Origin of the sequence: Canicola haemoglobinophilus (genome assembly GCF_002015075.1) — a bacterium.
Lineage (GTDB): Bacteria > Pseudomonadota > Gammaproteobacteria > Enterobacterales > Pasteurellaceae > Canicola > Canicola haemoglobinophilus.
Genome location: NZ_MUXZ01000008.1, coordinates 106,979 through 129,391, shown reverse-complemented (window position 1 = coordinate 129,391; position 22,413 = coordinate 106,979). Strand labels below are relative to the sequence as shown.

Annotated in this window: 19 protein-coding genes and 1 pseudogene; all 20 read right to left on the bottom strand. The window is 38.1% G+C overall.

The window, feature by feature from the left end:
- Positions 1-28: 28 nt before the first annotated feature.
- Positions 29-1,459: a UDP-N-acetylmuramate--L-alanine ligase gene (murC, locus tag B0186_RS03435; RefSeq protein WP_078217998.1), complete on the bottom strand. Its 1,431-nt coding sequence runs from the start codon at positions 1,457-1,459 to the stop codon at positions 29-31.
- Between the two features lie 53 nt (positions 1,460-1,512).
- Complete coding sequence (gene murG, locus B0186_RS03430) at positions 1,513-2,586, bottom strand: undecaprenyldiphospho-muramoylpentapeptide beta-N-acetylglucosaminyltransferase (RefSeq protein WP_078217997.1); 1,074 nt, start codon at positions 2,584-2,586, stop codon at positions 1,513-1,515.
- An 11-nt stretch (positions 2,587-2,597) separates the two neighbouring features.
- On the bottom strand, positions 2,598-3,782 hold the full coding sequence (gene ftsW / locus B0186_RS03425) for a putative lipid II flippase FtsW (protein ID WP_078217996.1): 1,185 nt from the start codon (positions 3,780-3,782) through the stop codon (positions 2,598-2,600).
- Positions 3,783-3,794: 12 nt separating this feature from the next.
- Positions 3,795-5,102 (bottom strand): UDP-N-acetylmuramoyl-L-alanine--D-glutamate ligase, encoded by a 1,308-nt coding sequence (gene murD, locus B0186_RS03420; RefSeq protein ID WP_078217995.1) that lies wholly within the window; start codon positions 5,100-5,102, stop codon positions 3,795-3,797.
- 8 nt (positions 5,103-5,110) lie between these two features.
- A complete protein-coding gene (gene mraY, locus B0186_RS03415; protein ID WP_078217994.1) occupies positions 5,111-6,196 on the bottom strand; it encodes a phospho-N-acetylmuramoyl-pentapeptide-transferase in 1,086 nt (361 codons plus the stop codon).
- Complete coding sequence (murF, locus tag B0186_RS03410; RefSeq protein ID WP_078217993.1) at positions 6,190-7,581, bottom strand: UDP-N-acetylmuramoyl-tripeptide--D-alanyl-D-alanine ligase; 1,392 nt, start codon at positions 7,579-7,581, stop codon at positions 6,190-6,192. The genes mraY and murF overlap by 7 nt, the downstream gene beginning before the upstream one ends.
- A gap of 23 nt (positions 7,582-7,604) precedes the next feature.
- Entirely contained in the window at positions 7,605-9,104 is a 1,500-nt protein-coding gene (murE, locus tag B0186_RS03405; RefSeq protein WP_078217992.1) for a UDP-N-acetylmuramoyl-L-alanyl-D-glutamate--2,6-diaminopimelate ligase, read from the bottom strand.
- Between the two features lie 14 nt (positions 9,105-9,118).
- On the bottom strand, positions 9,119-10,921 hold the full coding sequence (gene ftsI, locus B0186_RS03400) for a peptidoglycan glycosyltransferase FtsI (protein WP_078217991.1): 1,803 nt from the start codon (positions 10,919-10,921) through the stop codon (positions 9,119-9,121).
- Positions 10,922-10,943: 22 nt separating this feature from the next.
- Positions 10,944-11,264, bottom strand: a complete 321-nt coding sequence (ftsL, locus tag B0186_RS03395; RefSeq protein WP_078217990.1) for a cell division protein FtsL — start codon at positions 11,262-11,264, stop codon at positions 10,944-10,946.
- Positions 11,264-12,229, bottom strand: a complete 966-nt coding sequence (gene rsmH, locus B0186_RS03390) for a 16S rRNA (cytosine(1402)-N(4))-methyltransferase RsmH (protein WP_078217989.1) — start codon at positions 12,227-12,229, stop codon at positions 11,264-11,266. The genes ftsL and rsmH overlap by 1 nt, the downstream gene beginning before the upstream one ends.
- Positions 12,230-12,342: 113 nt before the next feature.
- Positions 12,343-12,801 (bottom strand): division/cell wall cluster transcriptional repressor MraZ, encoded by a 459-nt coding sequence (mraZ, locus tag B0186_RS03385; protein ID WP_078217988.1) that lies wholly within the window; start codon positions 12,799-12,801, stop codon positions 12,343-12,345.
- A gap of 225 nt (positions 12,802-13,026) precedes the next feature.
- Positions 13,027-14,617: pseudogene (locus tag B0186_RS03380) on the bottom strand (carbon starvation CstA family protein).
- Between the two features lie 157 nt (positions 14,618-14,774).
- The gene (locus tag B0186_RS11610; RefSeq protein ID WP_158077951.1) at positions 14,775-14,939 is read right to left on the bottom strand and encodes a DUF5363 domain-containing protein; all 165 of its coding nucleotides are present in this window, start codon (positions 14,937-14,939) and stop codon (positions 14,775-14,777) included.
- Positions 14,940-14,972: 33 nt separating this feature from the next.
- Complete coding sequence (locus tag B0186_RS03375; RefSeq protein WP_078217987.1) at positions 14,973-16,931, bottom strand: tRNA(Met) cytidine acetyltransferase TmcA; 1,959 nt, start codon at positions 16,929-16,931, stop codon at positions 14,973-14,975.
- 10 nt (positions 16,932-16,941) lie between these two features.
- Entirely contained in the window at positions 16,942-17,406 is a 465-nt protein-coding gene (ybeY, locus tag B0186_RS03370) for an rRNA maturation RNase YbeY (RefSeq protein WP_078217986.1), read from the bottom strand.
- A gap of 13 nt (positions 17,407-17,419) precedes the next feature.
- Entirely contained in the window at positions 17,420-18,544 is a 1,125-nt protein-coding gene (locus B0186_RS03365; RefSeq protein WP_078217985.1) for a PhoH family protein, read from the bottom strand.
- Between the two features lie 26 nt (positions 18,545-18,570).
- Positions 18,571-19,404: a tetratricopeptide repeat protein gene (locus tag B0186_RS03360; protein ID WP_078217984.1), complete on the bottom strand. Its 834-nt coding sequence runs from the start codon at positions 19,402-19,404 to the stop codon at positions 18,571-18,573.
- A gap of 3 nt (positions 19,405-19,407) precedes the next feature.
- Positions 19,408-19,881 carry a heme lyase NrfEFG subunit NrfF gene (gene nrfF, locus B0186_RS03355; RefSeq protein ID WP_078217983.1) on the bottom strand — a complete coding sequence of 158 codons (474 nt, stop codon included), beginning with the start codon at positions 19,879-19,881 and terminating at the stop codon, positions 19,408-19,410.
- A gap of 18 nt (positions 19,882-19,899) precedes the next feature.
- Positions 19,900-20,424 carry a DsbE family thiol:disulfide interchange protein gene (locus B0186_RS03350; protein WP_078217982.1) on the bottom strand — a complete coding sequence of 175 codons (525 nt, stop codon included), beginning with the start codon at positions 20,422-20,424 and terminating at the stop codon, positions 19,900-19,902.
- Positions 20,421-22,316, bottom strand: a complete 1,896-nt coding sequence (nrfE, locus tag B0186_RS03345; protein WP_078217981.1) for a heme lyase NrfEFG subunit NrfE — start codon at positions 22,314-22,316, stop codon at positions 20,421-20,423. The genes B0186_RS03350 and nrfE overlap by 4 nt, the downstream gene beginning before the upstream one ends.
- Between the last annotated feature and the right edge of the window lie 97 nt (positions 22,317-22,413).

Sequence of the window (22,413 nt, the reverse complement as noted above, 5' to 3'; positions counted from 1 at the left end):
CTTTTTTATTTTGTAAATCTCAGAGCTATTATGCATTGCTCCAAGTTAAAGCTAATTCACGTGAAAGTTTGCTCACATTGCCCGCACCTTGTGCCAAAATTAAATCACCATCCTGAATAACTTGATCGAGAATTTCTGCTAATTGCGTATGATCTGATACCAAAATTGGATCCACTTTGCCTAAATTACGGATTGAGCGACACAAAGAACGACTATCTGCACCAGCAATTGCTTGTTCACCAGCAGCATACACATCGAGCATAATAAGTGCATCAACTTGCGATAATACTTGCACGAAATCATCAAATAAATCTCGAGTACGCGAATAACGATGCGGTTGGAAAATCATCACAATACGTTTATTTTCCCAACCTTGTCGAGCCGCCTGAATAGTTACGCCGACTTCGGTAGGATGATGCCCATAATCATCCACTAACATCACTTTGCCATTTGGACGAATAAATTGACCTAATTGATCAAAGCGACGACCAGCCCCTTGGAATTCAGCAAGTGCGGTCAAAATCGCATCATTTTCGATGCCTTCTTCTTTTGCAACAACTAAAGCAGCAGTAGCATTTAAAGCATTGTGTTTACCCGGCACATTTAACAGAACATCAATACGCTCGCCATTTGGGGTCACAACGGTATAATGCCCTTGAAATCCAGTTTGTTGATAATCTTCTATACGATAATCCGCATCAGCACTAAATCCATAAGTAATCACTTGGCGCCCAACTTTTGGCGATAACTCCATTAAAACAGGATCATCTGCACACATCACAGCTAACCCATAAAAAGGTAGATTATGTAGGAAATTGACATAAGTTTGTTTCATTTCCTCAAAATCCCCGTGATAAGTATCCATGTGATCTGGCTCAATATTGGTCACTACAGATACCATGGGTTGTAAGTGTAAAAATGAGGCATCGCTTTCATCTGCTTCTGCAATTAAATAACGGCTACAACCTAAATGAGCATTTGTACCCGCAGACTTCACTAAACCGCCATTAACAAAAGTAGGGTCTAAGCCAGCTTGTGCGTAAATCATCGCAACCATTGCTGTCGTGGTTGTTTTACCATGGGTTCCTGCAATTGCAATTCCATGACGAAAACGCATAATTTCCGCTAACATTTGTGCACGTTGAATAACGGGAATACGTTGCTCATGTGCAGCAATTACTTCAAGATTATCCGATTTAATCGCACTAGAAACTACCACAACACTAGCGCCTTCAATATTTTCAGCTTGATGAGAAAAATAAATTTTTGCACCTAAAGAAATTAAGCGATTTGTCACCGCACTTTCAGCTATATCTGAACCTGTCACTTGGTAACCTTCATTTAATAACACTTCAGCTATCCCGCCCATTCCAGCACCACCAATGCCAACAAAATGAATTTGTTTTACACGGCGCATTTCAGGTACAGTCTGTCTAATTCGTTGTCTCAATTCTTGCATTGGTTATTCCTTCATTCATTTTTATATCAAGATGTGCTATTCATCTTAACCAATTAACTTTTCACAATATCCATAATAACTTCAGCAACACGTTGTGCTGACAATGGCGTTGACATCGCTTTCGCTTTTTCTGCCATTGTTAATAACTTGGTTCTATCTAAGTTTTGTAACAATTGAACGATTTTTTCTGCGCTCAAGTCATTTTGCTCAATAATATAAGCGGCTCCAACATCCGCTAAATACTTAGCATTTAAATATTGCTGTTTATCTTTATGTTGAAATGGTACAAAAATGGCTGGAGCACCAACAGCAGCGAGTTCACACACTGTCAAAGCCCCAGAACGACAAATCACAATATCAGCCCAAGTATAAGCTTGTGCCATATCATCAATAAACTCGGTAATCTGTACTGATTCTTGCTCAAGATTCACTTTGCTTTTATAAAGTGCGGTAACATTTTCCACAGAACCTGCACCAACTTGATGACGAAGCTCTAAACGATCAGGTAATTGAGCTATAACTTCTGGCAAGGTAGTATTTAATATACGTGCTCCTTGGCTACCACCAACCACTAAAACCTTGAGTTTTTCGTATGCACTGGCAAAGCGTTCTTGTGGTTCTGGCATAGAAAAAAGCGCTTGACGCACAGGATTACCAACCACCTCAGCATCAGGAAACGCATTTGGAAATGCTTGTAATACTCTTGTTGCGATTTTGGCTAACCATGTATTTGTTAGACCTGCAACAGCATTTTGTTCATGTAAAATCACTGGTACACAACAAAGTTTTGCCGCGATACCACCAGGTCCAGAAACATATCCACCCATGCCAAGTACTGCATCAGGCTGATATTTTTTGATAATTTTTCTTGCCTGTAAAACGGCTCTTAGGATAGCAAAAGGCGCTTTCAATAGAGCTAATAATCCCTTGCCTCGTAAACCAGAAATTTGAATAAATTCAATAGGAATACCATGTTTAGGCACTAACTGTGCTTCCATACGATCCTGAGTACCTAACCAACAAATATCCCAGCCTTGTTTTTGCAAATATTGTGCAACAGCAATAGCAGGAAAAACATGACCTCCTGTTCCGCCAGCCATCACTAATAATTTTTTTCTTTGTGACACAGTATTTCCCTCTAATCATCTCTTAATCGAGCACTACCAGCTCGAGCAACTCTATTCTCATAATCTATACGCAATAAAATTGCGACACTAATTGACATAATAAGTAAACTTGAACCACCATAACTCACAAGTGGAAATGTTAATCCTTTAGTGGGTAGCATACCCAACGCCATTCCTAAATTTACAAATCCTTGGAAAAAAATCCAAAAGCTAATGCCGAAAGCAAAAAAACCTTTGAAACGCTCTTCTAACAGAAGTGACTCTCGACCTATTTTCATAGCTCTAAAAATCAATAATCCCAAAAGTAAAATAACGACTAAAATGCCAACAAATCCAAATTCTTCACCAATCACAGCCATGATAAAGTCAGTATGCGCTTCGGGTAAATATTCTAATTTTTGTACAGAATTTCCTAATCCTTCGCCCCAAAATTCACCTCGACCAAATGCCATTAAAGAATTCGTCAACTGATAACCTGAACCTAAAGGATCTTTAAAAGGTTCTAGGAAGCCTGTAAAACGTTTCAAACGGTAAGATGCAGATACAACCAACCATGCACATAGCAAAAGCGCTAACACACCGAAAGCAACAAACTGCCAGAAGTTTGCACCGACAATAAAAAGCAAGCCAAAAGTAATCACAAACAGAACAACCGTACTACCGAAATCAGGTTGCAATATTAGCAATCCACCAAAAATCCCCATTGCAATAAGTGGTTTAAATGCACTCAATTTCTTGCTACGAACTTCATCATAGCGACGAGTGAAGTAACAAGACAAATAACCAATCAATGCAAGCTTGGTAAATTCAGCAGGTTGAAAGTTAAATAAACCTAACGGAATCCAACGCTTTGCACCATTAGCATCTTTACCAATTCCAGTAAGTACGATTAATAATAAAAGAACTGCGAGCCAAAATAAGTGAACATTATATTTTTGCCAAACACTCATTGGCACACGAATAAAAAAGCCACAAGCAGCAAAAGATAAAAAGACATATAAAATATCTCTTTTCACAAAGAAAAAAGGCTCATTTAATAACCGAGTACTAATAGGAATGGATGCAGAGGAAACGCCAATTAAGCCGACAAACAATAAAATAATAAACAACCATAGCAATGCACGATCATATAGCGCAGTTGTTGGCGTTACTCGTAACCAACGATCAAGATGTTGCTTCAGATTATTTTGTTCCATTTTTATCTATCTTTAACCTTGTTCCAACTTAGCTAACTCAGTAAATACATCGCCACGATGCTCAAAAGATTTAAATTGATCCAAACTTGCACAAGCAGGGGATAAAAGCACCATATCACCTGGCTGTAAAGTTGGGCGAAGAGCTTCAATTGCTTGTTCCATAGTATCAAATAGCTGACTTTGCACTGATAATGCTGCAAGCTGTGCACCATCTTGCCCAAAACAATAACAATAAATATGTGGCTGATTAATTAAGGCTGCCAAGTCAGAAAAATCAGCCGCTTTGCCGTCCCCACCGAGTAATAAATGTAATTTATTGGCAACATACAAACCAGTTAGTGCCGCAACGGTACTCCCCACATTTGTTGCTTTAGAATCATTAATCCAACGCATACCATTGCTTTGATGTGCTAATTGAAAACGATGAGGCAAGCCAGTAAATTGGCGAAGTGCGGTCTGAATTGCACTTAAACTAATACCAACAGATTGAGCAAGTGCTGTCGCTGCTAGTGCGTTCATATAATTATGACGTCCCACTAATTGCATTTGATCACAAGGCAAAATCAGTTGCTCTCCAGCCATTAAACACTGTTGACCATTTTCTGTTTTTAACCAGTAATCTGCTTGATTTTCGCCGAAAGTAATGGCTTCTAAATCTTTGCTTGTTGTTAACAGATCTTCTGCATTTACCACCGCACTTTGACAGTTATGATAAATTTTTAATTTAACTTGGCGATAATCCTCAAGATCAACGTAGCGATCCATATGGTCTTCGCTAATATTTAAAATCGTTGCCGCTGCTGCTCGTAGGCTATAAGTGGTTTCTAGCTGAAAACTAGATAGTTCTAAAACATAAAGATCATAATCTTGTTGCAATAACTCAAGGGCTGGAATACCAATATTGCCGCCCATGCCAACTTTTAAGCCATCGGCTTTCGCCATTTCATTCACTAAAGTAGTAACCGTACTTTTGCCATTTGACCCAGTAATTGCCACAATTGGCTTAGTCACTTCACGACAAAATAATTCAATATCGCCAACGACTTCTACGCCTGCTTGAAGTGCAGTCTGAATTTCAGGTGTTTTCACTGCAAGCCCTGGACTGATTACAATTAAATCAGACTCAAGTAGCCATTGTTGGTTTAGACCGCCTGTATGTAAAGGTACATTCTTAGGTAATTGCTCTGCACCCGCAGGTTGTTTACGCGTATCTATTACTCGTACATTTGCTTGTTGCGCTAACAAAAAATCAACGCAAGATAATCCTGTTTTACCTAATCCAATGACACAAATATTTTTGTTTTGATATTGATTATTCATAGCTTGCCTTAACGTAATTTCAAGGTAATTAATCCGACTAACACGAGCATGAGCGAGATAATCCAAAAGCGGATAATCACATGAGGTTCAGGCCAACCTTTAAGCTCATAATGATGATGAATTGGCGCCATACGGAAAATACGTTTACCGTTGCGAAGTTTGTAAGAGCCCACTTGTAAAATAACCGATAGGGTTTCCACCACAAACACACCGCCCATAATGACTAATAAAAATTCTTGGCGAACTAAAACAGCAATTGTACCCAATGCACCGCCTAAGGCTAATGAGCCAACATCGCCCATAAAAAGTTGGGCTGGATAAGTATTGAACCACAAGAAACCTAAACCTGCCCCTACAATCGCAGTACAGAAAATGACTAATTCTGAAGTATGCTTAATATATGGAATGTATAAATATTTTGACCATTCAATATTTCCTGTTGCCCATGCAATCAAAGCGAAAGCGGCGGCAACGAAAACCGTTGGCATAATTGCTAAGCCGTCTAATCCATCGGTCAAATTGACAGCATTACTGGTGCCGACGATCACAAAATAAGCTAGGACAATATAAAACACGCCTAATTGCGGCATCACATCTTTGAAAAAAGGCACGACCAAGCGTGTTGCATCAGTATCTTTGCCTACAGCGTACATACCAAACACTGCAATTAATGCGATAAGTGATAACCAAAAATATTTCCAGCGAGCCACCAAACCATCAGTATTTTTGCGAGTGATTTTGCGGTAATCATCCACAAAACCAACCGCACCATAACCCAATAACACAAACAAACCAAACCAAATGTAAGGATTTGCCAAATTTGCCCATAATAAAGTACTTACACTGATAGCAAATAAAATCATAATGCCGCCCATGGTTGGCGTGCCTTTTTTACTTAAATGGCTATCTGGTCCATCATTACGTACCTCTTGCCCAAATTTTAAAATTTGTAAGCGACGAATAACTTTAGGACCAATCCATAATGACAATAAAAGTGCGGTAAAAAGAGCAAGAATTGCACGGACTGTCAAATAAGAAAAAACATTAAATCCACTATAATATTTGTGTAAATATTCAGCTAACCACACTAACATTGAAATTTATCCTTTATTAAATTAATTACGTCTTCCATTTGCATACGGCGCGATCCTTTCGCTAATAACACCACTTTTTGCGTTTCTTGTTGCTGTTGAATAATTGGACTTAAATAATCTACAAGTTCCGCTTTATCCATAAAATGTTTACCATGACAAGCGCTAGAAATAACCGCACTTTGCGCCCCAAAGCTCACTACTAAATCTAACTTGGCAGCTTGCGCAAAATTGGCGACTTGTTGATGACAAAATTCAGAATTTTCACCTAATTCCGCCATATCCCCAACAGCAAAAATACGAAATGCATCATATTGCTGCAACACATGAATAGCGGACTGTAATGAGCCAACATTGGCATTATAGGTATCATCTAAGAGCAACAAATTTTCATGCACTTGAATTGGAAATAAGCGACCTTTTACTTGAGACTTTTGTTCTAATCCCGCTTTAATTTGCGCTAGGCTAGCACCGACATTGAAAGCCAAAGCAGCAGCTGCAACTGCATTGCTAACATTATGCGCCCCTAAATAAGGCAAGTTAATCTCTATCCCTCCAACATCGGCTATGCATAATTTGAACTGAGATCCAGTTTCTGTTAACTCAATGTCTTTTGCATAATAATCTGATGTAGTTTCTGAGCTCGAAAACACACTTGTTTTGACCTTGCCAATTTGTGCATGCCAATATTTTTGCCAATAACGAGCAGAATGTGCATTTTCCATAATGGCCATTCCATTCTCTTTTAAGCCTTGATAAATTTCGCCTTTTGCCTGTGCAACGCCTTCAATACTGCCAAAACCCTCTAAATGTGCTGCGGCAACATTATTAATTAAAGCTACATCTGGTTGAACTAAATCTACCGTGTAAGCAATTTCGCCTTGATGATTTGCCCCTAGCTCAATCACCGCAAATTTATGCTTTGGCTCAAGGCGTAATAAAGTCAAAGGAACACCAATCTCATTGTTAAAATTGCCATGAGTAAACAAAACTTCCTCTGGTTCCTGCACCATTTGTTGCAAAATTGAGGCGGTCATTTCTTTTACTGTGGTTTTGCCTGAAGAACCTGTTATCGCTACCGTTTTCGGATTAATTTTGGCTTTTAGCCATTTACCTAATTGTCCTAAAGCAAGACGTGTATCTGAGACAATTAACTGTGGCACATCAACATCACATTCACGCTCAACCACAACAGCCACACAACCTTGCTCAACAGCTTTTGCTAAATAATGATGAGCATCAAAATTCTCGCCTTTTAATGCAAAGAACAAGCCTTCAGAACAAGGCTTTCTTGTATCAGTGCTGACATTTTCCACCCAAATATTATCCGCACCGATCAATTGTGCGGATAATATATCAGCTAATTCTTTTGTTGATAATTTAATCATTTTTATTCTTATTTCTCATTTAATCATTTCTCAGTAGCCAAATATTTTCGTGCTATTTCCTGATCTGAAAAATGATATTTAGTGGTACCAATAATTTGGTAATCTTCGTGACCTTTGCCTGCAATCAAAACGACGTCATTTTCTACCGCACTTTGCAACGCCACTTGGATAGCTTGCTCACGTTGATGAATAATTTGTACCGCACTTGGTTGCGCAAAGCCGGCTAAAATATCTTGTATAATTTGCTCTGGATCTTCTGTGCGAGGATTGTCATCAGTAGCAATCACATAATCAGCAAACTGTTCTGCAATAGATGCCATTAAAGGTCGTTTCCCCCTATCACGATCACCCCCACAACCAAAAATACACCAAAGTTTTCCCTGACAATGCATTCGAGCCGCTTGTAATGCTTTCTCTAAGGCATCTGGCGTATGGGCATAATCAACAATAGCGGTAGCCTTATGTTCCACACTCAACATTTCCATGCGCCCACAGACACCCGTTAATTGTTGCGCTGTGACAAGCAATTTATCTAGTTCATAGCCAAGCGATAAAAGGGTAGCGAGCACAAGTAATAAGTTGCTTACATTAAACGCACCGATTAATGCACTATTTAAAGTACCATTTCCCCAACTTGATGCAAATTCGATAGTCGCGCCTTTACTATGGAAATGAAGTGCGGTGGCTTTTAGCCAATTTTTTGTGCTTGGCTGATAATCTGCATGGCAACTAACAGCAACAACTTCAATGTTTTCTTTGCTTAATTCCTTAAGCCATTGCACACCAATTGGGTCATCAACATTGAGAATTTTATGTTGGCAATTTAGTTCACTAAACAAGCGTTTTTTAGCCTGCGCATAATTTTCCATCGTGTGATGATAATCAAGGTGATCACGACTAAGATTAGTAAAAATGCCAGCACGAAAACTCAATGCATCTACTCTGTGTTGCACTAAGCCATGAGAAGAAACCTCAATAGCTGCAAAATCTGCACCTTGTTGAATAAACTTATCTAAGGAAGACTGAATTTCTATCGCAGAACCTGTGGTGTTTGTAGCCTCTTTGACTTGTCCAAATAAGCCATTTCCAATGGTACCCATAACCGCACTTGTGTACCCTAAAATTTGCGTCCATTGTGCAAGTAATTGCGCTATGGTTGTTTTGCCATTGGTGCCAGTTACACCTACAAGTGTTAAACGTTTTGAAGGTGAGGCATAAAAATGATCTGCAATTAAAGAAAGATCTTTGCTCAATTCATAATAGGCAATCAATGGAATATTTTGCTCGAAACTGACTTGTAGATGTTGAGTTGCAAAATCTGCTTCAAATAGAACCGCACTTGCTCCATTTTTAATGGCTTGTGCAATAAACTCTCGACCATCAACATGATGCCCTTTAATTGCAACGAAAAGACAGCCGGTCTTTACTAATCGGCTGTCTAAAGTCATTTCTTGCAATTCAATTTCTTTGTGAAGATGAGCTAATTGTTCATCAATACCCAAAAGTGCAGTTAATTTTTTCATAATTTACCTGAGCATTAATTGGCTTTCATTTTGTTATTTTCTTGACCATTGAGATAAACTGTTCGTCTGACCGTTTTTGTATAATTGCTACTATCAGGGGGAATATTATTTACTCTTAGCGCATAGCCCATGATATTGGAAAATATAGGTGCTGATACGACCCCACCATAATACTCACTACCTTTTGGATCATTAATTAGGACGACTAAAGCATAACGAGGGTTACTAATTGGTGCGATGCCTGCTGTATACGCGATATATTTATCAACATAGCGACCATTTTCTATTTTTTTGGCCGTCCCTGTTTTAATTCCAACTCGATAGCCCTCAACCATTGCTCTTTTATTTTTTATCGCAACCTTCTCCATCATATTAACCACATCACGAGTTATTTTCTCGGAAAATACTCGTTGTCCAATCACTGGAGGATCCACTTTTGTAATTGATAAAGGACGATAAATACCAAAACTACCTAGGGTCACATAAGCTCTTGCTATTTGTAATGGTGTAGCATTAATACCATAACCAAACGACACATTAGCTCTTTCAATATCTGACCATTTTTTGCGATCAGCATTCAATAAACCTGCTTGCTCCCCAATTAAACCTAATTCTGTTCGCTGTCCCAATCCTGCTTTTTTATATGTATCCATAAGGGCACTAGCCGGCATACGCAAAGCTAAGCGACTCACGCCTCGGTTACTGGAGTTTTCCAAAATTTGCTCTAATGTCTGACGATCTCTAGGAGCAACATCCTTCACCTCTTTCCCATCTAAAACTAAACGCCCCGTATCAATAACCTCATCACGTCGTACAACTTTTCTCTCAAGTGCGGTTAAAATCACAAAAGGCTTGACTGTTGAGCCTGGTTCGAAAGTATCCGTAATAGCTCTGTTACGCATAAATTCTGCCTTTAGACCAGTTCGTGTATTTGGATTATAAGAAGGCGCATTCGCCATTGCTAACACTTCACCTGTACGAATATCAACAAGTACAGCAGTACCTGATTCCGCATTATGTTTCTCTACGGCTTTTTTGATCTCACGATAAACGATGGATTGTAATTTTTCATCAATACTTAATATGACATTTTGCGGATCATATTTTTTAAGATCGGAGATATCCTCAATAACCTTGCCATACTTATCTTTGCGAAATGTTCTTGAACCAGACTTTCCAACTAAAAATGAATTAAAACTTTTCTCAACCCCTTCAATTCCCTCACCATCGATGTTGGTATAACCAAGTAAATGTGCTGTTTCCTCAGTCTTAGGATAAAAACGACGTGATTCTGTTTTTACTTTGATTCCATATAATTTTAATTCTTTAGCATATTCTGCAATTGTCGGTGATACTTGGCGAGCCAAATAGACAAAACGAGATTTAGGATTTTTTTCAATTATTTTCACTAAATCTTTATAAGGTATCTCCAATGCTTTAGCGAGTGCATTCCAACGTTCTTTATCTTGCAAGCCATCTTTACTTAAAATATCTCTTGGATCAGCTGAAATATAGTACATAGGTACACTAACTGATAGTAATTGACCATTACGATCAACAATAGAGCCACGCATGGATAAAATTTCTTCTTTACGCAAAGAACGTTTATCGGCTTCATAAGACAGCATATCTGAATTAATCATTTGTACATAAGCGGCTCTAGCAATTAACGCTGTCAGTATCAAAATAATAAAACTAACGACTACTCGAAAGCGCCATTTTAAAAAACTATGCTCATAAGTTTTTTTAGGTTGATTACGTTTTGCTCCGCTTTCAACTACTCGTTTATTTTTTCGATTTGTCTTATTATGTGCCATTACAACCGCCTAATATCTCTCATTATTCAATGATAAGAACCTCTTGCTCTGCCGGAACTAGTTTCATTTTGAGCTCTTGAGTTGCTAAGTACTCTATTCGTGAATGAAGACTGTAAGTTTTTTCCTCTAATCTCAAATTTAGATACTCTTGTTCAAGTGATTGATTCTCAAGAATTAAATTTCCTTTTTCAGAAATTAAAATTCGAGTTTGATGAGTAAGCCAAACCGTCCCTAAGGCACTTAATACAACGAGTATAATTAAAATAATTAATAACTTATTTGCCGAAACTAAATCCTCTAAAATCACTTTATGTAAAGGATAACGATCAAAATCTCTAGCCATTACATTCTCTCCGCAATACGTAATACCGCACTTCTTGAACGAGCATTAATCGCTATTTCTTGTTCCGTTGGCATAATCGCTTTTCCAATAGCTTTTAATTTCTGGGTCCGCTGGATTTGATCTTCACGCAATGGTAATCCCTTTGGTAAATCCTCGCCTTTACTTTGTTTGCGAATAAAATGTTTCACCATACGATCTTCTAGAGAATGGAAGCTAATAATGGATAAACGACCTTTCGGCGCAAGAACATTTAAAGCACCATTCAGAACCTTCTCTAATTCATCCAACTCTGAGTTAATAAAAATACGAATAGCTTGGAAACTTCTTGTCGCTGGGTGTTTATGTTTATCTTTGAAAGGCACCGACTGAGCAATTAGCTCTGCCAATTGTAAAGTTCGATTTAAAGGTTCTTTTCCATTTTGCACCGCACTTTTGTTATAACTCACAATCGCTTGTGCAATGCGTTTAGCAAAACGCTCTTCACCAAAGGTTTTCAAAACCCAAGCTAAATCCAGTTCTGAAACTTGTTGCAACCATTCTGCTGCTGATAGTCCTTGCGTAGTATCCATACGCATATCTAAAGGACCATCTTTCATAAAACTAAAACCTCGTTCAGCATCATCAAGTTGCGGGGAGGACACACCAAGATCAAGCAAAATGCCATCAATCTTGCCTACTAATCCTAATTTTTCACAAATACTTGGGATAGCTGAAAAACTGTTATGTTCAATATGAAAGCGAGGGTCTTGAATATTTTGTGCAACTTGGATAGCTCGAGGATCACGATCAATTGCAATTAATTGACCATCTTTTGAAAGCTGAGAAAGGATAAAACGAGAATGCCCACCACGCCCAAAGGTACCATCAATATAGATACCTTTTTCTTTCAACGCCAAACCATCAACTGCTTCTTTTAATAAAACAGTGAAGTGCTCAGGTGAAGAAAATGTATCTTGCATACTCATTTGCAGTAACCTAGGAAAAAATAAGTAAAATTAGGGAAAATAAACGGTATAACAACAAAATATACCGTTTATCTTTGCTAGTACCGTTGCTCATCACAACGTATCTTTTTTTATTATAGGGATAATGCGCTTAATGCCTCAGACATTGTCAATTGTCCGCTCGCAGCTAACGCCATATCTTTTTCAATTTGAGCTTGCCATTCTGACTCACTCCAAATCTCAAATTTATTTAGTTGCCCAACCAACATGATTGATTTTTCTAATTTAGCATGTTGACGTAAAGGCGCACTAATAAGAATTCGCCCTGAACTATCAAGTTCACACTCTGTAGCATAACCAAGCATTACTCTCTGTAAACTCCGCTCAGCTGGGTTGAAATTTGATAGCTTTGATAATCTCTGCTCAATAATTTCCCATTGTTCTAAAGGGTAAAGTAATAAACAAGGTTGACGGATATCAACTGTACAAACCATCTTCCCCTGATTAGTTTCAAGAATTTCAGGGCGATAACGTGTCGGGATAGCAATTCTTCCCTTAGTATCAAGATTAACCGCCGATGCCCCTCGAAACATACTGTTTCCTTACTTTAATCACAAAAATTATTACTTGTAGGTAAATCGGGGAGATTATGACAGATTTCTCCACAAAATTCCACTTTTCACCACAAAATAAGTGTATTACCAGTAACACAGGGTTGCAAGTTTTTTATTCAAATAATATGTAAAGAAAAGTAAAGATTTTCACAAATAAAAAACCGTTCAAGTTTCCTTAAACGGTTTTTCGCTATTGTTTATAAATTATGCAGCATCATTTACAAAAGCATCAGGATCTTTCGCACCTAATGGTTTCAATAACGTAAAGAAAGCAACTAAGCATAATACAGTTAAACCAAAGCCAATATACACTGATGTTTGATAGTCTAAACCAAAACCAATTTTATTATAGGCTAAATATGTGAAACATACTGTACTAATAAAGGCTGCTGGAACAGTACAAACCCAGTGGAATTTATTATAACGATATAAATAAGCCGCTGCTGTCCATAACATTACCATTGCGGTTGTTTGGTTTGCCCAAGTAAAGTAGCGCCATAAAATACCAAACTTAACATCCGAGGCAATAATCCAGAAACCGACTGCAAATAGTGGTACCGCAATAAGCAAGCGCTTAGCTAAAGTGCGTTGTTCAATTTTGAAGAATTCAGCAATAATCAAACGAGCAGAGCGGAACGCTGTATCACCAGAGGTAATAGGTAACACAACAACGCCTAACACTGCAAAGATACCACCAATGGTGCCTAAGAAGTAAATTGAAGAATCATATACAACTTTAGATGGAGAGCCCTTGTCTGTAGCCAAGAGTAAGTCTCCTAAATTATCATAGAAACTTAAGCCAACTGCACACCAAACTAACGCAATAATACCTTCTGTAATCATTGCACCATAGAAAATGAAACGACCTTCTTTTTCATTTTCAGCACAGCGTGCCATCAATGGTGTTTGAGTCGCGTGGAAACCAGAAAGCGCACCACAAGAAATTGTTAAGAAGAGTAATGGCCATAATGGTAATTCTTTGCGAGTTTCAAAGTTTTGTAAGAATTTTTCAAAACTCATGCCATCAACAGAACGGAAAAACTCGATAGGATCTGCGCCATTTAAATGACTAGAAATTAAGCCATACACCATACCCGCAGACATGAATAATAATAATCCACCAAATAATGGGTAAATGCGGTCAATGATTTTATCAATTGGCAATAATGTTGCCACAATGTAATAAAAGAAAATAATTCCAGTCCATACTGCGACGACCGTTGGTTTGTCCATACCCCAAACACGAATTTCACTCACATTTTGCGCCGCACTTGCCACATCTTGAGCATTAGCAGCTACTGTGCTTGCAGTACCAAAAACATCTAAAGTAATCGTACTTAATAATTGCGCTGGACTGGTTACAAACACAATACCAACGAGGAATAACAGAACTACCGCAAGAACGTTAATAAAGGCTTTAACTGGAGCGCCTAAATAACGTCCAGCAAGAGTAGGCATTGAAGCTCCACCATTACGCACACTTAACATTCCACAGAAATAATCATGTACTGCACCAGCAAAAATACAACCTAACACGATCCATAACATTGCTACTGGTCCATATAACGCTCCCATGATAGGACCAAAAATTGGACCAGTACCTGCGATATTCAATAATTGAATTAGCCAAATTTTCTTTTTAGACATTGGAACATAGTCAACGCCATCTGTCATAGAATAGGCTGGAGTCGTTTTGTTTGGATTGATAACAAATACTTTCTCAATAAATTTACCGTATGTGAAATATCCTAACACTAATAGATAATAGAGCCACACAAAAGAAAAACCATAACATAATAGTCACCTAAGGATAATATAAAAAAATATGCCAGCCTCACCTAAGTAAAGCTGGCATATTTTAGAGATTTGTTTGTTATACTTAAGTAAACTAAGGTTAATGCATTTGTTACACTTCTTTTCTATTATGTGAAGCAGTTCACAATTATGCTGATTTATTGACCGCTTTTTTTCGTATCTTGTTTTGCATCTTCATCAAATTTAACGACAGGTACACAACTTCTACAAGCACCTTGATCTACTTCCATTTCGTCACAAAATTGATTATAAGCATCTAACATCCGACGAAAAAAACCTTTCTTTTCAGATTGCTCCGACATTACAATTCTCCTTCTGGTATAAAAATCGCTCTATCATAGAAAATTTTCATATTTTTGCAACATTTCTTTTACTTCATGACGGCAAATAACTAAACCTTGGCGATAACCAGCGCAAAATGAAAAATCCTTTTCTCCTGCGAAATGTTTTCTTAAAGTTGGGCAATCAGAAGCATTTACTTTCTTCAACAAGCGCCATAAAGCAGGTCGAGCGGCAAATAAAGTGCGGTGGTAAAACGCAAAATTTTGTAGCGAATATAAATCAAAGGGCGTCAATTCTTCCTCAATAACTTGATTTAGCATAACTTCACTTAACAATGCGTGATCAGACAAAACAAAATCGCGTTTAAATTGGTTAATACATTGTTGAGAAAAGACTTTTCCTTCCTCAGTCAAGGGGCAAATCGCCAGCGCATTATAAGCGCCACTACTACTTTCTTTATGTTCACTTAAATACACCAAATTAAAACCGCACTTTTGCCAAAAATTTGATAATTCAGTGCTGTAACCAAAACTGACCGATAAAAAATCAATATCCTTTTCTGTTTTCATCATAACAATGAGCTTTTGCCCAATGCCTTTTCTTTGCCAATTTGGTTGCAATGCGATACGAGAAATGCGCAAAGAACGCAATTCACAAGCCTGTGCATTAAGATATTGAAATGCCAATAATTGCGCACCTAAATTGCCTTTAGGTCTGCGTTCCCCTCGACAAATTGCGCTAATAAGCTCTTGCTCAAATAATCCGCCTTCTTCTAATGCCCATATTCCACCAAGTAATTTCTTTTCGCTTTCCGCCAAGTAAAAACGTTGTTTTGGTGCATCGAATAAACGGCGTAAATCAACGGGAGAAGTACGATAATGCGCCAAAGAGAGTAAGCCGTAAAAATCGGCTAATTGCGTTGATAATTGCTGTTGATTGAGTGATTTTATGTGAATATGCTTATCTGGTTGATAATCTGATTGAGGAAAATCATCTTCGCTATTGAGCAATAAAAGCGCATCAATAAAAGGTTCTAACTTATCATCATTATGCCAGCGCAACGGCTCAATTAATTCAAACTCAAGGCTTTTTCTTTGTTGTTGCTGCAAAATACGTTGCTTAAATTTCAAGCTAAAACCACGCCCAGTCCCTTCATAGCTATGAATGGTGGTACTAAACACAATATGTTGAAAATGAGCACTAAAACAATCGAGCGTACTCACAGGCAACATAGCTGCTTCATCCACCAATAACCAAGCGTCTTCATATTGCAGTGGATTTTCTGTCAAATTTTGCACCAATTCATCGGGCGCAATAAACGTAACAGCTTGATGCGCAAATTTTTGCAAAATATCCACCGCACTTTTATTCGCAGCGGTGAGATACACTTTTTGCTTTAATTGCTGAGAGAGTAAACCTAATAAAGCGGATTTCCCTCGCCCACGTTTTGCCGTTAAAAAATACATATCGGCTTGTTGCTGCAAAATTTGCTGAATGATTTTTTGCTGTGTCTCGTTTGCCTCTATTGGTGTAGAAAGTTGAGCTGAAAAAAGGCAATCAGGTTGGCTATTTTGCGTAAGAATTGGGGCTATGGAATAACTAATAGCAAACTGAAATTGTTGAACAAGTTGTTGGAAATGTTGGATAAAGTGCGGTGTTGAAATGACATTTTCTACCCCCGCCCAACGTAAACTATCAATATCCTCTTGTTGCGCTAAAAATTGCCAATGATTAAGTAGAATATTTAGCGTGCCACCAGCTTTTAATGTCCCTGCAACAATCGCCAAACTTTCTAAATGAAAGCCCTGACGAGCATCAAAAATCACATTGGCAAATTCTTGCCCAAGTAAATTTTTTGCTTTTTGCACAGGGCAAAAATTCATATTAAAGGTAGGTCTTTCCCAACCTAACCAGAGAATATCCTGATTAGGTGAATGAGGGGATAAAAAGTGCGGTGAAAAATCTTGCAAATTCGGGGTAATAATAATTTGCACATGACGATGTGGCAGCATTTTAATTACGCTATTTCTCGGCAATATAGGGATCCGCAAAACCGAGCCCAAGCATAATGCCAGTTTCTAAACTTTCCATTTCCTCAGCCTCATCATCTTCAATATGATCATAGCCTAACAAATGCAAACTGCCATGCACAATCATATGTGCCCAATGCGCCATTAAAGGCTTTTCTTGCTCTTCTGCCTCTCGTTCTACCACTTGGCGACAAATGACTAAATCGCCCAGTAACGCTAACTCAACTTCATCTGGACATTCAAAAGGAAAAGAAAGCACGTTGGTCGGCTTATCTTTACCACGATAAGTCAAATTCAAATGATGACTTTCTTCTTCATCAACAATGCGTACGGTCATCTCTGGCTCTAAATTTTCAGCTCGAATTGCTGCATTTGCCCATTGCTGAATTTGCTCTGCTGTGGGTAAATTTTCTGTATTTTCGCTGGCTATTTGTAAATCAATAATCACATTTTTCATGGTGTTAACCTTTTTAACCTTTGTATAAAGTTATTTCGTGCAATTCCATTTTCGGAGCCTGTTCTTGCGCTTTTTCTAACCGCTCTTTTTGTTTTTGTTCAGCTAATTGCTGGCGGCGAAGTTCATCTTGAATTTCCCACGCATCGTAAGCTTGTACCACTTTTGCCACAACAGGATGACGCACAATATCCTTGCTATCAAAATAATTAAAACTTAATTCAGACACATTTTCTAACACTTCAATAGCATGGCGAAGGCCAGATTTTTGGCTACGAGGTAAGTCAATTTGCGTCACATCGCCCGTAACAACTGCTTTAGAATTAAAGCCAATTCGGGTTAAAAACATTTTCATTTGTTCAACAGTGGTATTTTGGCTTTCATCTAAAATAATAAAGCTATCATTTAAAGTTCGCCCACGCATATAAGCCAATGGCGCAATTTCAATCACATTACGCTCCATTAACTTTTGCACACGCTCAAATCCTAACATCTCAAATAACGCATCATAAAGAGGACGTAAATAAGGCTCAATTTTTTGCCCTAAGTCACCGGGTAAGAAACCCAATTTTTCGCCTGCTTCAACCGCTGGGCGAGTCAGCAAAATACGGCGCACTTCTTGGCGTTCCAATGCTTCAACTGCTGCAGCCACTGCTAAGAATGTTTTCCCCGTTCCTGCAGGGCCAATACCAAAGCTAATATCATGGGTCAAAATATTATGGAGATATTCAATTTGATTTTTACCTCGCGGTTTAATGAGACCACGCTTAGTTTTGATCGTGGTGCTATAAACCTTACTTTCCTCACGCTCTGCCTGTGGATTGTCTTGTAATAACATTCGGCTTTCTTGAATTGCCAAATGAACATCTTCCAAATCAAGTTCTTTCACTTTGCCACGAATTTGTGCCGTATCAGCATACAAATTCTGAATTAATTGCACCGCACTTTTTAGCAAAGAAACATGATGCGCCTTTTCTTCTTCCTCTGCCGACTGCAAAGTAAAGGTAAAATTACGTCTTGAAATAACCAGATTAAAACTACTTTCAATTAGCTGTAAGTGCTCATCAAATGCGCCACAAAGGGATTGTAAGCGAGCATTATCTTGCGGTTCAAGGGTAAAAACTTCAGTTAAATTGTTCAAAATAATATCCTTGTATATCTCTGTTTTTATTGGCTTTTTGCCTGTTGTAATACTTCTGCCATTTGCATATTTTGAATAATACTACGGCGCTCAACATTAGATTTGCCACTATCCAAAATTTTCTGCCATAAACTTAATGCCAAAGCATAATCTGCTTTTAAAAATGCCTCTCCAGCTTGCAAGGATAAAATAGAAACCTCTTGCGGATCTTGCTGTAAAGCAGCATCGATCAATTTCTGAATATCGGCATTCATTTTCTGACCATTTTGATAATAAAGTGCGGTAGCCGCCAAACCTAAAAGTGCGGGCGAACTTCCGCCTAAACGTTCTGCGTTAGAATAGGCAATTAAGGCATTGCTAAATTCATTGCTCAACATATATGCCTTACCAAGCTCGACCCAATGTTCAATATTATTCGGATCCTGTCTTAAACGATTTTGAATACGCGTAATATAGTCATCATTTTTTTGCTCTGTGGTAGCTTGTGCCAATTCTTGCTCTCGAGCCAAAATCATTTGTTCGCCTTGTTGCGCATGGGTAAAACGATTAAGGGAAAAATAATAAGCGCTCGGCAATAACAATAAAAGGAAGAACAAAATAAAGGAAAAACCGACCGCACTTTTACTCATAAGTAATTGAGAACGATCTTGTTTCTGTAACTGTTTTTCATCCGCCAATAAACGTTGAGCAAATTCATCGGCAAGTTCTGGCGCAATATTATGCTGCACTTGTTGCTGGTAAAGTCGGATATTTTCTTGTTGGCGATAGTTCTTTTGCCAATCAATTTTTTGACCAAAGGGAACAAAAATCAACAAGCCAATTATGCTAAAAATCAGTAAGCCCAAAATAAATATTGTCATTTTTTATTCCACTTTTTCTAATAATTTTTTTAACTCAGCTTGTTGCTCCACACTGAGCTGAGAGTTAAGTTGCGAATTGAGTTGTGAGCCTGACTTATCTCGTCTTTTAAGATAAAACCAACTAGCACAAGCTGACAAAATCAGTAACACAAAAGGCAATCCCCATAACAGCAAAGTAGTGCTTTTGAATGGCGGATCATAGCGCACAAAATCACCAAATCGATCCGTTAAAGTAGCCACAATTTGTTCATTGCTTTTCCCTTCATTGACCATTTGATAAACCTCAAGGCGCAAATCATAGGCAATAGGGGAATTTGACTCCACCAGATTTTGATTTTGACATTGTGGACAACGCAAAGATTTTGCTAAAGCAACAGCACGATTGCGATCATCGTTATTTTTAAATTGGTAAGTATCCACCATTTCCGCAAAAGAAAATGCAGACAAAAAACATAACAATAATACTAATCTTCTCATTCACAACATCTCACAATTCTATTTCCATTTTGCTAATTCAGGCAAAATCACTTTTTGCACAAGCTCAGGATCAAAAGCGCCCGAATGGCGATAACGAATCACGCCATGTTTATCCACAATATAAGTTTCTGGTGCACCATCGACACCTAACTTCATCGCCAATGTACCTTTACTATCATTCACAACTAATACAAAAGGATTTCCCATTCTCTCAAGCATTGCAACCGCACTTTGTGGCTTATCACGATAATTTAAGCCCACAATTTTGATGCCCTGCTGTGCTAATTCCATTAAAATCGGATGCTCTTGTTTACAATATTCACACCAAGAACCCCATACATTAATGAGAAAAACTTCATTGGGAAGGTTTTGATTGCTTAACTGCTTAGTCGGATTAAACAAATCTGCTTGGGAAAATTCGGGTACAGGCTTACCAATTAACGCCGATGCGATTTTCTTTGGATCTTGTTGTAAGCCCAAAAGCAACATGGCACAAACCGCTAAAATCAAAATAAGCGGAATAAACATTAATTTACGGCTCATTTTTTACGCACTCCAAACATCGCAAGTAAAGCACCTAGTGCCATTAAAATACCCCCAACCCAAAGCCAGCGGACAAAAGGTTTATAATGCAAGCGGAAAGTAAATTCCCCCACACCAAGTTTATCGCCCATCACAATATATAAATCGCCAAACCAACCCCATTGCAAACCAACTTCAGACATATTCATTGTACGCACATCATAATGGCGGCGTTCGGGATAAAGTGCGGTAATTTTTTGCTGATTTTTGTAAATCTCAAAATGAGCTTTTTCACTCGTGTAATTTGGCCCTATTTCATTGGTAAATCCTAAATAATGGAACTCATAGCCATTGAGTTCTTGACGATCATTTGGTGCTAAGCGCACACCAATTTCACTCGCAAAATAGCTCGACATTGTCGCACCAATAACAGTAATTGCCACGCCACCATGGGCTAGTATCGTGGCAAAATGTTTTAGCGATAACTTGAACCAATTTGTCCACAAGGTTGTAAACAATAGCCATAAAGCCAAGGTCATAAAAATCAAGGCAATAGGTTCAAATTGCAAAGCATCGTTTTGTTGAATTGTGTAGGCAATGATGATGTAAGCCAAAATCAAAGCAGGCAATAACAACCATAAAGAACGGCGCAGCGCAGTTGCTTTTATTTTTTGCCAAAATGTTGCCAAAACTAAAATCATTGCCAACAAAGCAATAATTAATAAAGGAATAAAAATAGTATTGAAATAAGGCGCACCAACAGAAATAGAACCCCAGCCCAAAGTACTAAATAGCATCGGATAAAAAGTGCCGAGGAAAACACTCGCCGTTGCGACTGTAAACAAAATATTTGCTAGCAACATGACACTTTCTTTTGAAACTAAACGAAAACGTACCGCACTTGATTGCACATTTGCTTTTAAGGCAAATAAAGTCATTGAACTGACAGTTAATAGGAAAAATAGCATTAATAACGCAATTCCTCTCTCACCGTCCATAGCAAAGGCATGTACGGAAGTGAGCACACCCGAACGAACAATAAATGTTCCAAGCAAGCTAAAAGCAAAGGCAAAGAGGGAAAATAAAATCGTCCAGTAGCTGAAAATGCCCCGTTGTTCAGTGACAGACAAGCTATGTAATAAGCCAAGTCCTAATAACCATGGCATTAAAGAAGCATTTTCCACAGGATCCCAAAACCACCAGCCACCCCAGCCTAATTCATAATATGCCCACCATGAACCTAACATAATGCCCAAGGTTAAAAAAAACCAAGAAACTAGAACCCAAGATCTTGTCCAACGTGCAATAGCCGCATCTAAATGTCCACTTACTAAAGCTGCAACGGTCAGGGCAAAATTTACTGCGAAACCAACATAGCCCAAATACAATAAAGGAGGATGAAAAATTAGTCCTATATCTTGCAACATAGGATTAAGATCTCGCCCCTCTAATGGCGCAGGGAAAATACGAATAAAAGGATTAGAAAAGAAGATAATAAAAAAAGCAAAACCAGCACAAATCAGCCCTAAAATAACTTGAGCTTGCGTTGCAATAATAGGATCTATTTTGCGACTAAAAAAAGCAAATGCCATTGCCCATAAACTTAAAGCAAATAGCCAGAACAACATTGACCCTTCATGACCGCCCCAAGTAGCTGCAATTTTGAAGAAAATAGGCAATTGTGAATTCGAATGGGCTGCAACATATTCCAAAGAAAAATCATCAACTGCGAAAGAATAAGCCAGAATACCGATAGAAAGGGTGGTAAAAATAGCGAACAAATAACTTAAATTACGAGCGCTTGCCATTAAATTTATCTTACCTTGCCAAATGCCAATTTGTGGCACAATCGCAAGTAATAAGGAACAAATAAAAGCAATAAGTAATGCAATAAAACCAAGTTCAGGGATCATGTGATTTTTCAAAATAGCAAATAATATCGGGGCGATATAATAACCTAGAATAAGGGAAATTCAATTCATACACCAAAAATAAAAATCTTTGTTTACA